Source organism: Sphingobium fuliginis, assembly GCF_004152845.1.
In the GTDB taxonomy this organism is placed as follows: domain Bacteria; phylum Pseudomonadota; class Alphaproteobacteria; order Sphingomonadales; family Sphingomonadaceae; genus Sphingobium; species Sphingobium fuliginis.
In genome coordinates, this window is the sequence record NZ_SEON01000001.1 from 885,472 (window position 1) to 899,134 (window position 13,663).

Here is a 13,663-nt window from a genome sequence, read left to right on the forward strand (position 1 = left end):
CCGCTGCTAGTTGCCCCCCACCCGCCGAGAGGGACACTTCCTCCGGCCGCCAGAGCGGGCGTAGCTCAGGGGTAGAGCACAACCTTGCCAAGGTTGGGGTCGAGGGTTCGAATCCCTTCGCCCGCTCCAGATTTTCCGAGAAAATCAGCTGGTGACTCGATGCTGATTCGGTCTTGGAAACCTGATTTCCTTATCATCGTCCACACGTCGTCCACGTCTTTCGAGCTGAGTGGCGGTCAGTAGCGTGCGTTCGCGCAGCGCCTGATCCTGCAGGGGAACGGCTTCCCCTGCGTTTGAGCTTCGCTTCGCGAATCTCAAACGACCCCTTCAAACGGGCTGCGCCCCGTAGCGCCCCCTTCAAGAGTGAGAGTGCGGCCGGTTGGCCGTGACGGGTTGAGCGTCACGAGAGAGGCTCGGGACCGACCCGTCGCGGAGAATCGCGATGGCCTATGCACGCACCCACCGTTCCGCGGGTGAGCGGACCGACCTCTACGAACAGATCACCAACCGGATCATCGCCGAGCTGGAAGCCGGACGCGCGCCCTGGGTCCAGCCCTGGGGTTCGTCGAAGGTGAGTATCGGCATGCCCTACAACGCCGTCAGAGATCGGCGATACAGCGGCATCAATGTACTCACACTCTGGGATGCGATCGTCTCGCGCGGCTTTGCCTCCCATGCCTTCCTGACCTTCCGGCAGGCGCTGGCGCTCGGCGGCCATGTCCGACGCGGCGAGCAGGGCGTGGGCGTCGGCGTCAGCGGCGCCAGGCACCAACGAAATTCCCATATACTGGGTTGGAGCGGTACAGGAGACGGCCGACATCGCCAGAAGACCTAAAATGCTGGCCGGGAGCCGATTGCCAAAGCAAAGGCGTAGCATCCTAAGACTCAGTTTCGGTATGATCCACCCCTCCGATAAAGATTAGGGTTTGTGGGGATTCATCGTGAGTTGATGATGGCTGCGGCGAGATAGATCATTGCAGAGAAGCTCTGGTCGGTTTTGCAGGCACGCATAGCGATGCGTTTGAATTCCTTAAGTTTGGAGAAGAAGTTTTCGATCAGGTGACGCCATTTGTACATCTCGACGTCGATCTTGAGCTTTTGGGCGCGGCCGGGATGTTGTGAAATGACAACCTTCGCCCCACGCTGATCAAGATCCTGTACAATCCAGTTGGAATCGAAGGCCTTGTCGCCCAGCAGGGCACCGAACTCAATACCGTCGATCAACGGTGCGACGCCTATGGTGTCGTAGCGGTTGCCCGGCAGCAACTCGAAGCGCACCAGATTGCCCAAGGCATCGGTCAGCGCCAGAATCTTGGTCGTCATGCCGCCTTTTGAGCGACCAATGGCCTGGCCCTGAGTCCCCCTTTTGCGCCCTGGCCATGCCGGTGAACCTTGACGATGGTCGCATCGACCATGGCGTATTCCATGTCGGGTTCCTCCGACAGCACATCGAAAATACGCTTGAAAATATCGGCTTCCCGCCAATCGCGAAACCGCCTGAACGCCGTACTCCAGTTGCCGAACATGGCGGGCAGATCACGCCATGGACTGCCCGTGCGAACAATCCACAGCACCGCCTCCATGAATAGCCTATTGTCACCTGGCGGGCGGCAACCGCGCCTCCCCTCCAATGGAAGCAGCGGCCCGATCAAACCTCATTCCTTATCTGAAAGACCAATCCGTTCGCCCAAGCCTGCCTCCAAAAGGCAGCCTTGAGTCAACCCCACGTCATCCAGTCAAGCTTTGTCCACGAAACCCAGTTCTCCAAAACTCAGTCGCGATCTCGCCCACCAGCGCCCATATAGAGTTCGCTGCCGGTCTGCCGGAAGATTTCGCTCATTTCGGCCATGCCTTTTTCGGCGTCCTCCGCCGCGAGGAAGCTGTCTGCGGGCTGGTTCTGCCTGGCGGCGAAGTCGCGCACTTCCTGCGTGATCTTCATCGAGCAGAATTTGGGGCCGCACATGGAGCAGAAATGGGCGGTCTTCGCGCCTTCGGCGGGAAGCGTCTGGTCGTGATATTTCTCGGCCGTGTCGGGATCGAGCGACAGGTTGAACTGGTCGCGCCAGCGGAATTCGAAGCGGGCGCGGCTCAGCGCGTCGTCGCGGACCTTGGCGGCGGGGTGGCCCTTGGCCAGGTCGGCCGCGTGGGCGGCGAGCTTGTAGGTCACGACGCCCACCTTCACGTCGTCGCGGTCGGGCAGGCCCAGATGCTCCTTGGGCGTGACGTAGCAGAGCATGGCCGTACCGTACCAGCCGATCATCGCGGCGCCGATGCCGCTGGTGATATGGTCGTAACCCGGCGCGATGTCGGTGGTGAGCGGCCCAAGCGTGTAGAAGGGCGCCTCGCCGCAGGCTTCGAGCTGCTTGTCCATATTCTGCTTGATCTTGTGCATCGGGACGTGGCCGGGGCCTTCGATCATCACCTGCACATCCTGTTCCCAGGCGCGCTTGGTCAGTTCGCCCAGCGTGTAGAGTTCGGCGAACTGCGCTTCGTCATTGGCGTCGGCGATGGAGCCGGGGCGCAGGCCGTCGCCCAGCGAATAGGCGATGTCATAGGCCTTCATGATCTCGGTGATTTCGTCGAAATGTTCGTAGAGGAACGATTCCTTGTGATGGGCGAGACACCATTTCGCCATGATCGATCCGCCGCGCGAGACGATGCCGGTGACGCGCTTGGCCGTCATCGGGATATAGGGCAGGCGCACGCCCGCATGGATGGTGAAATAGTCGACGCCCTGTTCGGCCTGCTCGATCAGCGTGTCACGGAAGATGTCCCAGGTCAGTTCCTCGGCAATGCCGCCGACCTTCTCCAGCGCCTGATAGATGGGCACGGTGCCGATCGGGACCGGCGAGTTGCGCATGATCCATTCGCGGGTGTCGTGGATGTTGCGGCCGGTCGACAGGTCCATCACCGTGTCGGCGCCCCAGCGGATCGACCAGACCAGCTTGTCGACTTCGCTCGCCACGTCGGAGGCGACGGCGCTGTTGCCGATATTGGCGTTGATCTTCACCAGGAAGTTGCGGCCGATCGCCATCGGCTCCGATTCCGGGTGGTTGATGTTCGACGGGATGATGGCGCGGCCGCGGGCGACCTCCTCCCGGACGAATTCCGGCGTCACATAGTCGGGGATCGACGCGCCCCAGTCCTGCCCGTCGCGGACATATTCGGCGAGGCGGGCGCGGCCCAGATTTTCGCGCTCGGCCACATATTCCATCTCCGGCGTGATGATGCCGCGCCGGGCATAGTGCATCTGGGAGACGTTCGCTCCAGCCTTGGCGCGCAGGGGACGCTTGACCGTGTTGGGAAAGGGCTGAACGCCGCCGCTGCGGTCGGGGCCTTTCAGGCCGTTATCCTCCGGCTGGATGGCGCGGGCGTCATATTCCTCGACATCGCCCCGGCCGATGATCCAGTCCCGGCGCAAAGCGGGAAGGCCCGCCATGATGTCGATGCGGGCATTGGGGTCGGTATAGGGACCAGACGTGTCATAGACGCGGACCGGCGCTTCGCCGCTGCCGGGTTCCAGGTCGATCTCGCGCATGGCGACCTTGAGCGGGCCGACATGGATCTTGCGCGAGCCACGGATGGGTCCGGTGGTGACGCGCATCTCTGTTCGTGCTGGGACGTCTGCCATTTGGGTTCCTTTCAGGCGATGACGGTGGCGCGGCCGGTGAGGCCGGCGAGGAAGAGGAGAATGCCGAGGACGATGCTGAGGATCGCCCAGGCGCGGGTGAAGTTGAGGGACCAGCGACCGATCTTGAGCAGGGGCGCCGGGACCGCGAGCAGCAGCGCCCCCTCGACCAGCGCGACATAGCCGATGGCCGAGACGATGATGGACAGCGGATCGCGCCAGATGCTGTGGATGAGGACGAGCGCCGCGCCGACCGCGAAGACCGGAAAGGCCAGCGCCATCACCAGACCGGGCGAGCGTTCCAGATCGTCCATCATCTGCCGCCAGCGCTGCGGCGCCACGAGGCCCCCTGTGCCGATGACGATCATGTAGAGGCCGATGGCTTCAGCCAGGCGCAGGGTCAGGACGGAAATGCTGTCCATGGCTTGCCGTCCTCCTCTTCGCGTCGGGGCGGAGGGCGGGCGCGGGTTGCTGCATGCGAACAAGCCGTTCCCTCCCTACGCCGGTCTTATCCGGATCAGGTTCAGCGGGTCGCGGCCACGTCAGCCGCCTCTCAACCGCCTGTGGACGGTCCCCCGGGGATGCCCCGCATGTAGCCCAAGCGGAGAGCGAACGAAAGCCCCGTTCTGACGCTGGACAGCAGGTCGCCTTTTCCGCTTTAGTGGCCGGCGATGAAGCATCCCGATCTGTCGACGAAGGAAGGGCGCAAGGCGCACCGGCACGAGATGCGCATGATCGCGGTCAGGCCGCGCCGTTGGGGATTATGGCTGCTGACGGCGGGTTTCCTGCTGGTGCTGGCGCCTTCCGCCTTGAACATGCACAGCCTGTTCGGACTTTGGCCGCCGATGCTGGGCGCGATCTGCATCATGCTGGGCGTGCCGCTGCTGGCGGCGAGCGTGGTGTTGAAGCGGCGCTATCTGCGGCAGCGGGTGGCCGGACAGGCGATAGTGGGGCGGATCAGAGGGTGAGATTCCGGCGGTTTTCCGCCGAAGTTCACACCATATGCGCGCGCGTGCCCGGGCGCGCGTAGGCATGGGCGCGATGGTTCGGACGTATTCAAAGAGGGGTGCTGGTTAGGCCGGGCAAGGCGGAATAGGACAGGCTGAAACTGTCCCGGCGCAGGAAATAGGATGGTTTTCGAGGCGGGTGTCGCTTTTGGGTTACGCATGCCGAGTTGAGATACGGACCGGTGATTGCTCGTCTGGTTTCGACCAATCCAGGACATTCCCCTCCCGTAAACGGGAGGGGTTAGGGGTGGGCGCGAGCGTAGCGAGCTTCTGACTTAGCCGTTGCAAAACAGCGCAGATGCCGCGCCAGCCCACCCCCTAACCCCCTCCCGCCTGCGGGAGGGGGAATGTCCGCAATCCACCCCATCCGTCAAAGCCGGACGGCATCGAACATCAGCTTCATCCCCGTCCTTGGCCGGATGGTCAGGCGGCTGATCGGTTCGGGCCTGAACCCGTCGGGCACCGACAGGCGGTAGCGGCGCAGGACGCTGGCGATCACCGTCATCACCTCCTGCTGTGCAAAGCCCGCGCCCACGCAGACCCGGGGCCCGCGGCCGAAGGGAAACCAGGCCTGGCGCACCATCTCCGCATTGGCGGGATCTTCGAAGCGTTCGGGCATGAAGCTGTGCGGACAGGCCCAGTTGTCCTTGTTGCGCTGCGTGAGCCAGGGGGCGACGACCAGCATTGCGCCTTCCTCAAGGCTCTTGTCGCGCATCGGCATCGGGCAGGTCACTTCGCGCGGGAAGAAGGCGACGGGCGGATAGAGGCGCAGCGTTTCGCGGAAGATGTTGCGGATCGCCCCCATGTCCTTGAGCATCGCGGCGGTGAGCGGCGCGTCCCCGGCGAGCTGCTGCACCTCCGTGCGGGCGGCGTTCTGGATATGGGCGCATTCCGCCAGCATGTAGAGCGCCCAGGTCATGGTGCTGGCGGACGTTTCATGGCCGGCGAGGAAGACGGTGGAAACCTGGTCCATCACCTGTTGCAGGGTGAAGGGGTCGCCGGTTTCGGGATGCTTCGCCTCGATCAGCGATTGGAGGATGTCCTTGTGCGGCGCCTCGCCACGCTGGTGGAAGCCCTCATGGCGCGCTTCGACGATGGGACGGAAGACCTCATGGATCGCCTTTGCCGGGGCCAGCGAGCGTTTCTCGAACCAGCGCGCCGGAAAGCCGTAGAGGCGCAGCATCGAGGCGCTGTGGGCGAGCCGCTGGAAACGGCCGAAGGCGGTGTGGATGATGTTGGAGCGGCGCTCGTCCAGCGGCTCCGAGAAAAGCGTGCGGAAGATGATGTCGGCCGCCACATGGGTCATCATCGGGTCGATGTCGACCGGCTTGCCCTTGTCCGCCGCGTCGAGCCGGGCGAGCAGGTCGTCGGCCGCCGCTACCATCAGCGGCATGGAGCGGTTGAGCGCGGTGTGGGCGAAGGCGGGGTTCACCATGGCGCGCTGGCTTTCCCAATCCTCCCCATTGGCGGAGAAGACGCTGTTGCCGATCAGGGGGGACAGGTTGCGGACCAGTTCGCGATGTTTGGGATAGGCCGTGCCGCCGCGCAGGATCTGGTCCACCAGCGGCAGTTCGTTGGCGATGTACATGGTCTGGCCGGGCATGCGGATTTCGCCCAGCTTCATCGTGTAGCTCTTCTCGAACAGGACATGAATCCAGCTATGCCAGCCCCGGAAGAAGCGCTTGACGAGGCCACGGCGGGTCCGCGGCGGTTCGGGATAGGGCGGGGTGAAGGGCTGCGTCATGGGATCGTCCTGAACTGCGCTATGGCTTCGTCGATGGTGCGGCGGCCGGCGGTGAGGCTGACATAGTCCACCGGCGACAGGCGGTCGCCCACGCGCAGATAGTCGAAATGCGCCTCATATTTGTTCGACCAGCCGCCATGATAGTTTTCCGGATCGTAGAAGAGGTGGAAGCGGGGCGAGAGCAGGTCGACGCGCGCCGCGCACCGATCCGAAACGAGGCGGATCGGATGGACGCCATGATAGGCCGCGCCATCGGGGGGAGCGGAGAAATCGACGAGGCGGAAGGGCTTGTCGTCCAGCGCCTTGAGGTCGGCATGATACCAGCGCGCATCCTTGCGCAGGGCGATGACGGGAACGACCTGGCCCAGGGTGAGGACGGTGAAATTTTCGGGCAGCGGCCGGTCGCCGCGCAATTCCAGGATGCGGCGCAGCACGCTCATCGCATAGATGGTGCCGTTGCTGTGGGAGGCGAAGACGACCTCGTCCCAGGGGCCGTCCACCTCCGCCACGATGCGGGCGGCGAACTGGTCCAGGCGCTCGTCCATATCCGCACCCGGGCCTTTGGCGGCGACGCTGTGGTTGTAAACCATGAAACGGAGCAGCCAGGGCACGATCAGCTTGTTGAGCAGGCGGCCCGACAGAGCCACGCTGACGGCGATGCCGATCAGCGCGGCGGCCCAGAAGGGCATCAGCAGCGAAAGCGGCAGCGCGGGTATCAGCGCCAACGCCAGCGGGATCAGCACCGCCAGCAGCGGCGGGTAGAGGATGGTGATGACCGGCCCCGGACGCAGTTTCCGCATCCGCAGGAACTGCATGTGGCGGGCATGGGCGCCATATGTGGCGATGGAGCGCCACGCCAGCAGCAGCGGATTGCGTATCCACACCTTGCCGACCAGATCCTCCCAGCGGAGGAACTCATAATCGGTCTCGACCCCGGCGCTATGGTTGGTGACGGTCCAACTGGCGGAAGAGGCCGGGCCGGAGCGGCGGGCGCTGACCTCCACCCGTTCGCCCGACAGGCGCGTGTAGGCTTCCGCCTGCTCGCGGTACATCTGGTGGTAGAAACGCACCCCGCGCGGGTCGAAACCGCCAAGGTAGAAGACTTTACGCTTGAACTTTTCCATGGCCCCTGTCCACATCGGGCCATGACGACACCCGAACGCGATTACTGCTATTTCATAGACCACCGCAAATACAACCGAAACATCGGTTGCCGGCGTCACGACAATGCCTATGGCATCAACGGCGGCGGCAGCGAGCGGGACCGGTGGCGGGCGGACCTTGCCTTTTACCGGCACATGAAGGGGGAAGGCGATCCGATGGCGCTGCCCTCGCTGCTGGCCTGCCTCGTCTTCGGCTGGTTCTGCTGGAATTATCATCCCGGCAAGGGGCTTTGGCGCGGGCAGCTCTTGCGCCGCTTCGTCAAAGCGCCGAAGTGAGCGCGATGATGACAGCCAAGCATGTTTCCATCGGGTCGGTTACCGTCGGCAACGACCTGCCCTTCGTCCTGATCTCCGGCCCCTGCCAGATCGAGAGCCGCGACCATGCGATGATGATGGCGGAAAAGCTATCCGGCCTTGCGGGACGTGCCGGGGTGCCATTCATCTTCAAATCCTCCTTCGACAAGGCGAACCGGACCTCCGTATCGGGGCAACGGGGCGTCGGGATCGATACGGGGCTGGCGATCCTGGCGGAGGTGAAGGCGGCGTTCGGCTGTCCGGTGCTGACCGACGTGCATGAGGCCGGGCAGGTGGAAGCGGCGGCGGAGGCTGTGGATATTCTCCAGATTCCCGCCTTTCTGTGCCGCCAGACCGATTTGCTGCTGGCGGCGGGGCGGACCGGCGCGGTGGTCAATGTGAAGAAGGGGCAGTTCCTGGCGCCGTGGGACATGGCGGCGGTGGCGCAGAAGGTCGCGTCGACCGGGAATGAGCGGATTTTGCTGACTGAACGAGGGGCGAGTTTCGGCTATAACATGCTGGTCAGCGACATGCGCTCGCTGCCGGCGATGGCGCAGACGGGCTATCCGGTGGTGTTCGATGCCACCCATTCGGTGCAGCAGCCGGGCGGATTGGGATCGGCTTCCGGTGGGCAGCGGGAATTTGCGCCGGTGCTGGCGCGCAGTGCCGTCGCGGCGGGTGTCGCCGCGATCTTTGCCGAGGCGCATGACGATCCGGACCATGCGCCTTCGGACGGGCCGGTGATGCTGCCGGTAGAGTGGGTCGGGCCGATGCTGGAGAAGCTGAAGGCGATCGATGGGGTGGTGAAGGGGTAAGCGCCACCCTCTCCATTTTGAGCACCACCCTCTCCCCGTTCGGGTTGAGCCTGTCGAAGCCCTTCGACAAGCTCAGGGCGAACGGAGGAGGGGTTTGGGCATTACGGCCGGGTCTGCCCCGTTCCGCGCACCAGCCATTTATAGGTCGTCAGGCCTTCCAGCGCCACTGGGCCTCTGGCATGCAGGCGGCCGGTGGAGATGCCGATTTCCGCGCCCAGCCCGAACTCGCCGCCGTCCGCGAACTGGGTGGAGGCGTTCCACATCACGATGGCGCTGTCGACCGCGTTCAGGAAGCGCTCGGCTCTCTCCGCATCCTCGGTGATGATGGCGTCGGTATGGTGGCTGGCATGGGCGGCGATATGGGCGAGCGCCTCGTCCAGCCCGTCCACGATCCGCACAGAGACGATAGCTTCGAGATATTCGGTATCCCAATCCTCGTCCGACGCCGCCGTGACGCGGCTGTCCATCGCCTGCACGGCCTCGTCGCCGCGCACTTCGCATTGGGCGTCGAGCAGCGCCTTCACGATGGCGGGCGCCTCAGCATAGGCCTTGTCGATCAGCACCGTCTCGGTCGCGCCGCAAATGCCGGTGCGGCGCATCTTGGCGTTCACCACCAGCTTTTGCGCCATGTCCGGATCGGCCGCGCCGTCGACATAGCTGTGGTTGATGCCGTCGAGATGGGCGAGGACGGGCACGCGCGCCTCTTCCTGCACGCGGGCGACCAGGCTCTTGCCGCCGCGCGGGACGATCAGGTCGATGAATTCCGACGCCTTCAGCAGCGCGCCCACGGCGGCGCGGTCCGTGGTGGGGACCAGTTGCACGGCATCGGCGGGCAGGCCGGCGGCGACGATCCCCTCGACCATCGCGGCGTGGATGGCGCGGTTGCTTTCCTTCGCCTCGCTGCCGCCGCGCAGGATCACGGCATTGCCGGCGCGCAGGCAGAGCGCGGCGGCGTCGGCGGTCACATTGGGGCGGCTTTCATAGATGATGCCGATGACGCCCAGCGGCACGCGGACGCGGCTCAACTCCATGCCGTTGGGGCGGACCTGCCTGTCGATCACGCTGCCCAGCGGATTGATGAGGATCGCGACCTGATCCACGCCCGCCGCCGTCGCAAGGACGCGGTCCTCGTCCAGCTTCAGCCGGTCGAGCATGGCGGGCGACAGGCCGTTGGCGGCGGCGTTTTCCATGTCCCGGGCATTGGCGGCGATGATCCGCGGCGCCTGATCCCGCAGCGCCTGCGCGGCGCGGCGCAGCGCGTCGATCTTCTGCGCGTCGCTGGCGGTGGAAAGCTGGGCCGCTGCCGCGCGGGCACGCGCGCCCATGGTCGCGATCAGCATTTCGGGGGTCTGGGTCAGGTCGTTCATGAACTATCTCGCCGTGTTTCGCGCCGGGCCTTATCATGAAAGCCGGCCGAAGCGAAACGATCGTTGCGGCAACCTTAGCCGGCAACCGGGCCATGGGTCGCAATATGGCCCGGCCGCCGGAGGCAGAAGGTCTGCCTATGCGGGGCGCGTAGCGACCGGCGCTGCATGGCGCATACCCCAAATGGGGTATAGACCTGCCGGACAGGACAAAATCCCGGCGAAATGACGTAAATTCAACAGGAAGGCGGAAGGGTCAGGCCACCTGGGCCAGGATTTCCCGCTTCACCGCCGTGAACATCCGGCACGGTGGAATGTTGCGCCACTCCACCCGGTCGCCGATTTCGTCGAACAACGGCGACAGCAGGCGGCGGACATAGCCGGAATATTGATAGACCAGAAATGCGCCGCCGGTCTTCAGCACCGAGCGGGTTTCGGCGCAGATCGCCTCCCCCACGCCGCCGGGCAGGGTCGAGAAGGGAATGCCCGACAGGACATAGTCCGCCTGGGCATAGCCGGCCTCCTTGATGAAGCGGCGGACATCGGCGGCCGAACCGTGGACGATGCGCAGCCGGGGATCGTCGATCTCCGCCTCCAGATAGGCGACGAAGTCCAGATTGAGGTCGATCGCCAGCAGGGTGGCGTCCGGATGCAGCCGGTCGAGAATGGGCCGCGTGAACGTCCCGACGCCCGGGCCATATTCCACGAACAGCCGGGTCCGTTGCCAGTCCACGCCCTCCAGCATGCTGTCGACCAGCATTTGCGAGGACGGGATGACCGATCCGATCATGCCGGGATGCTTGATGAACTGCCGGAGGAACATGCCCCATTGACCCAGGAAGGTGGAGGACGGTTTTCCGGAAACGGCCCGGTTCTTTTTCTTCAAAGGGATGGAGGCCATTCATTCTCGCCTGTCTGCCTTGCCTGTCCGACTCGCAAAAATCGCACGGGCATGCAAGCGCCTTCGCGGTGGAGGGACAAATAGGTCGGAGGGACCGGCATCATCAGGTCATGCGCATGCGTTCCCGCGAAGGCGTTCGACAGGACAGGATGCCTTTCGGGAACCCGGTGCAAACGGCGGAACCGGGTTCCCGCCTTCGCGGGAGCATGTCCCTTCATTCAGTCCTGGCGCGCGCCCGCAACATGCCGGGCGACACGAAGCCGATGGGGTCGATCTGCATCACGCTCTGCTTCAGCGTTGCCTGGATCTGCTCATATTCCCGCTCCATTTCGGGCGTGACGGAGGCGCGGGTATCCTCCAGCGCGGCCTCGAAATGCGCCTGCGTGACCTTGTCGACCGACAGCGACTGGCGCAGCGCGACCAGGCCGGCGCGGCGGACCAGATCCTCCAGATCGGCCCCGGTGAACCGTTCCGTGCGCTCCGCCAGCGCATCCAGATCGACGTCCTCGGCAAGCGGCATCTTGCCCGTGTGAATGGACAGGATGCGCCTGCGCCCCGCCTGATCGGGCACGGGGACATAGATCAGCTCGTCGAACCGGCCCGGCCGCAGCAGCGCCGGATCGATCAGCGTCGGGCGATTGGTCGCGCCGATGACGACGACGGACTGCAATTCCTCCAGCCCGTCCATCTCGGCCAGAATGGTGTTCACCACCCGCTCCGTCACCTGCGGTTCGCCAAGGCCGCCGCCGCGCGCCGGAACCAGGCTGTCCAGTTCATCGATGAAGATGACCGTCGGCGCCACCTGCCGCGCGCGGGCGAAGAGGCGGGCGATCTGCTGCTCGCTCTCCCCATACCATTTGCTGAGCAGGTCGGAGGATTTGGTGGCGATGAAATTGGCCTGCGCTTCCCGCGCCACGGCCTTCGCCAGCAGCGTCTTGCCGGTGCCGGGCGGGCCGTAGAGCAGGAACCCCTTGGCCGGGCGGATGCCGATGCGGCGGAAGGCGTCCGGGTCCTTGAGCGGCAGTTCCACCCCTTCCTTGAGGCGCATCTGCGCTTCGTCCAGGCCGCCTATGTCGGCCCAGCCGATATTGGGCGCCTGCACCATCACCTCCCGCATGGCGGAGGGCTGGACGCGCTTGATCGCGGCCATGAAGTCGTCGCGCGCGACGGACAGTTCCTCCAGCACGTCAGGGGGGATCGTTCCCTCCTCCAGATTGAGCCGGGGCATGAAGCGGCGCACGGTCTCGATCGCCGCCTCGCGGGTCAGCGCCGCCAGATCCGCACCGACAAAGCCATAGGTCATGCGCGCCAGTTCGCCCAGGTCAACGCCGTCGGCCAGCGGCATGCCGCGGGTGTGGATGCCCAATATCTCCCGCCGTCCGCGCTCGTCAGGCACGCCGACGATGATTTCCCGGTCGAAGCGGCCGGGGCGGCGCAGCGCCTCGTCTATCGCTTCCGGCCGGTTGGTGGCGGCGATGACGACCAGATTGGTGCGCGGTTCCAGCCCGTCCATCAGCGTCAGCAACTGGGCGACGAGGCGCTTTTCCGTCTCCCCGGTCACATTGCCGCGCTTGGGCGCGATGGAATCGATCTCGTCGATGAAGAGGATCGACGGTGCCGACTTGGCGGCCGCCTCGAAAATCTCACGGAGCTGCTTTTCCGACTCGCCATAGGCCGAACCCATGATCTCCGGCCCGTTGATCAGGAAGAATTCCGCTTCCGATTCATTGGCGACGGCGCGGGCCAGCCGGGTCTTGCCGGTGCCCGGCGGGCCGTGGAGCAGCACGCCCTTGGGCGGGTCCACGCCCAGCCGCTCGAACAGTTCGGGATAGCGCAGCGGCAATTCCACCATTTCCCGCAGCTGGTCGATGGCTTCGGCCATGCCGCCGACATCGTCATAGGTGACGTCGGCGCGGCGGGATTCGCGGGGCTCCTCATATTCGGCGCGCAGTTCCACTTCCGTGTCGGCGTCGATATGGACGATGCCCTTGGGCACGGTTGACACCACGACCAGGCGGATTTCCTGCAGGGCATAGGCCGGGGCGGCCAGCATCTGGCGCAACTGGGGCGGCATGTCGCCGGGCGGCACCTGTTGCTGTCCCGCAGTTGCGACGACATCCCCAGAGGCGAGCGGCCGCTGGAAGAAAACGCGCTTCAGCGCCTCCGGATTGCCCTGCAGCCGCAGGTTATTTTGTGCAGGCGCGAAGACGACCCGCTGGGCAGGCCGGGGATCGACCTTCCGGATGATCACGAAGTCGCCCGATCCGACGCCGGCATTGGCGCGCTGAAGCCCGTCGAGGCGAAGGACATCCAGCCCCTCATCCTCCTTATAGGGCCGGACCACCCGCGCGGGGGTCGACCGCTTGCCCGCAATCTCCACCACATCGCCTTCCGCAAGGTGGAGTTCCGCCATGACCGCCAAAGGAAGGCGGGCAAGGCCGCGCCCCGCATCCTCGGGCCGCGCATTGGCCACCTGTATCCTGCGTCCTGCGGTTTCTTCTTCGGCCACTTCGCCTTCCCCGTTCTGTTCGCTGCGTAACGAGATAGGGAACGTCGCGGCTGAGGGAAAGGGGCCATGGCGAGCCCCGAAACGAATAAAAAAAGGGCCGGCCCGAAGGCCAGCCCGGAAAGTTTATAGGAGAGGATGCCTGAAAGGCCTTTCCTATGTGCAGTGCGGGATGTATTTTCGCAAGTGCGAAAAGAATCGAGGAGTTGCAATTTTTGCATCTTGCCAACTGCCCTTTTTT

The 13,663-nt window shown here is 64.8% G+C and carries 12 protein-coding genes, 1 tRNA gene and 1 riboswitch; of the genes, 5 read left to right on the forward strand and 8 right to left on the reverse strand.

Annotation, left to right across the window (positions count from 1 at the left end; all coding sequences use genetic code 11):
* Positions 1-54: 54 nt before the first annotated feature.
* Positions 55-129, forward strand: a tRNA-Gly gene (locus EWH10_RS04490).
* Positions 130-442: 313 nt separating this feature from the next.
* On the forward strand, positions 443-835 hold the full coding sequence (locus tag EWH10_RS04495; RefSeq protein WP_065846158.1) for an ArdC-like ssDNA-binding domain-containing protein: 393 nt from the start codon (positions 443-445) through the stop codon (positions 833-835).
* A 101-nt stretch (positions 836-936) separates the two neighbouring features.
* Here EWH10_RS04495 and EWH10_RS04500 read toward each other — a convergent pair.
* From EWH10_RS04500 to EWH10_RS04510, 3 genes are all read right to left on the reverse strand, one after another.
* Positions 937-1,652, reverse strand: a protein-coding gene (locus tag EWH10_RS04500; protein WP_229742333.1) for an IS5 family transposase whose coding sequence is annotated in 2 segments (ribosomal slippage) — positions 937-1,358 and positions 1,358-1,652 — 717 coding nt in all. Because the reading frame shifts where the segments join, the coding sequence is not laid out codon by codon here.
* Between the two features lie 119 nt (positions 1,653-1,771).
* Positions 1,772-3,631: a phosphomethylpyrimidine synthase ThiC gene (gene thiC / locus EWH10_RS04505; protein WP_044660390.1), complete on the reverse strand. Its 1,860-nt coding sequence runs from the start codon at positions 3,629-3,631 to the stop codon at positions 1,772-1,774.
* A gap of 11 nt (positions 3,632-3,642) precedes the next feature.
* Entirely contained in the window at positions 3,643-4,050 is a 408-nt protein-coding gene (locus tag EWH10_RS04510; protein ID WP_044660391.1) for a DUF2065 family protein, read from the reverse strand.
* 55 nt (positions 4,051-4,105) lie between these two features.
* Positions 4,106-4,216: riboswitch (TPP riboswitch) on the reverse strand.
* A gap of 83 nt (positions 4,217-4,299) precedes the next feature.
* Here EWH10_RS04510 and EWH10_RS04515 point away from each other — a divergent pair.
* Positions 4,300-4,596, forward strand: a complete 297-nt coding sequence (locus tag EWH10_RS04515) for a hypothetical protein (RefSeq protein WP_044660392.1) — start codon at positions 4,300-4,302, stop codon at positions 4,594-4,596.
* 409 nt (positions 4,597-5,005) lie between these two features.
* On the opposite strand, the gene EWH10_RS04520 is transcribed toward EWH10_RS04515, so the two are convergent.
* Positions 5,006-6,379 (reverse strand): cytochrome P450, encoded by a 1,374-nt coding sequence (locus EWH10_RS04520; RefSeq protein ID WP_044660393.1) that lies wholly within the window; start codon positions 6,377-6,379, stop codon positions 5,006-5,008.
* Positions 6,376-7,503 (reverse strand): hypothetical protein, encoded by a 1,128-nt coding sequence (locus EWH10_RS04525; protein ID WP_044660394.1) that lies wholly within the window; start codon positions 7,501-7,503, stop codon positions 6,376-6,378. Before EWH10_RS04525 ends, EWH10_RS04520 begins: the two co-directional genes overlap by 4 nt.
* Positions 7,504-7,524: 21 nt before the next feature.
* On the opposite strand from EWH10_RS04525, the gene EWH10_RS04530 reads away from it, so the two are divergent.
* Together EWH10_RS04530 and kdsA are read left to right on the forward strand one after the other, a co-directional pair.
* The gene (locus EWH10_RS04530) at positions 7,525-7,818 is read left to right on the forward strand and encodes a hypothetical protein (RefSeq protein ID WP_025551496.1); all 294 of its coding nucleotides are present in this window, start codon (positions 7,525-7,527) and stop codon (positions 7,816-7,818) included.
* Between the two features lie 5 nt (positions 7,819-7,823).
* On the forward strand, positions 7,824-8,651 hold the full coding sequence (kdsA, locus tag EWH10_RS04535; RefSeq protein ID WP_044662825.1) for a 3-deoxy-8-phosphooctulonate synthase: 828 nt from the start codon (positions 7,824-7,826) through the stop codon (positions 8,649-8,651).
* A 101-nt stretch (positions 8,652-8,752) separates the two neighbouring features.
* Here kdsA and EWH10_RS04540 read toward each other — a convergent pair whose 3' ends face one another.
* From EWH10_RS04540 to EWH10_RS04550, 3 genes are all read right to left on the reverse strand, one after another.
* Positions 8,753-10,018, reverse strand: a complete 1,266-nt coding sequence (locus tag EWH10_RS04540; protein ID WP_044660395.1) for a glutamate-5-semialdehyde dehydrogenase — start codon at positions 10,016-10,018, stop codon at positions 8,753-8,755.
* 253 nt (positions 10,019-10,271) lie between these two features.
* Positions 10,272-10,916: a class I SAM-dependent methyltransferase gene (locus EWH10_RS04545; protein ID WP_044660396.1), complete on the reverse strand. Its 645-nt coding sequence runs from the start codon at positions 10,914-10,916 to the stop codon at positions 10,272-10,274.
* A 214-nt stretch (positions 10,917-11,130) separates the two neighbouring features.
* The gene (locus EWH10_RS04550; RefSeq protein ID WP_025551488.1) at positions 11,131-13,425 is read right to left on the reverse strand and encodes a CDC48 family AAA ATPase; all 2,295 of its coding nucleotides are present in this window, start codon (positions 13,423-13,425) and stop codon (positions 11,131-11,133) included.
* Between the last annotated feature and the right edge of the window lie 238 nt (positions 13,426-13,663).

What these genes read in the sequence shown, in the direction of transcription:
- EWH10_RS04495 (WP_065846158.1), top strand. Translation starts at nt 443, where the DNA reads ATGGCCTATGCACGCACCCACCGTTCCGCGGGTGAGCGGACCGACCTC.
- thiC (WP_044660390.1), bottom strand. Translation starts at nt 3,631, where the DNA reads ATGGCAGACGTCCCAGCACGAACAGAGATGCGCGTCACCACCGGACCC.
- EWH10_RS04510 (WP_044660391.1), bottom strand. Translation starts at nt 4,050, where the DNA reads ATGGACAGCATTTCCGTCCTGACCCTGCGCCTGGCTGAAGCCATCGGC.
- EWH10_RS04515 (WP_044660392.1), top strand. Translation starts at nt 4,300, where the DNA reads ATGAAGCATCCCGATCTGTCGACGAAGGAAGGGCGCAAGGCGCACCGG.
- EWH10_RS04520 (WP_044660393.1), bottom strand. Translation starts at nt 6,379, where the DNA reads ATGACGCAGCCCTTCACCCCGCCCTATCCCGAACCGCCGCGGACCCGC.
- EWH10_RS04525 (WP_044660394.1), bottom strand. Translation starts at nt 7,503, where the DNA reads ATGGAAAAGTTCAAGCGTAAAGTCTTCTACCTTGGCGGTTTCGACCCG.
- EWH10_RS04530 (WP_025551496.1), top strand. Translation starts at nt 7,525, where the DNA reads ATGACGACACCCGAACGCGATTACTGCTATTTCATAGACCACCGCAAA.
- kdsA (WP_044662825.1), top strand. Translation starts at nt 7,824, where the DNA reads ATGATGACAGCCAAGCATGTTTCCATCGGGTCGGTTACCGTCGGCAAC.
- EWH10_RS04540 (WP_044660395.1), bottom strand. Translation starts at nt 10,018, where the DNA reads ATGAACGACCTGACCCAGACCCCCGAAATGCTGATCGCGACCATGGGC.
- EWH10_RS04545 (WP_044660396.1), bottom strand. Translation starts at nt 10,916, where the DNA reads ATGGCCTCCATCCCTTTGAAGAAAAAGAACCGGGCCGTTTCCGGAAAA.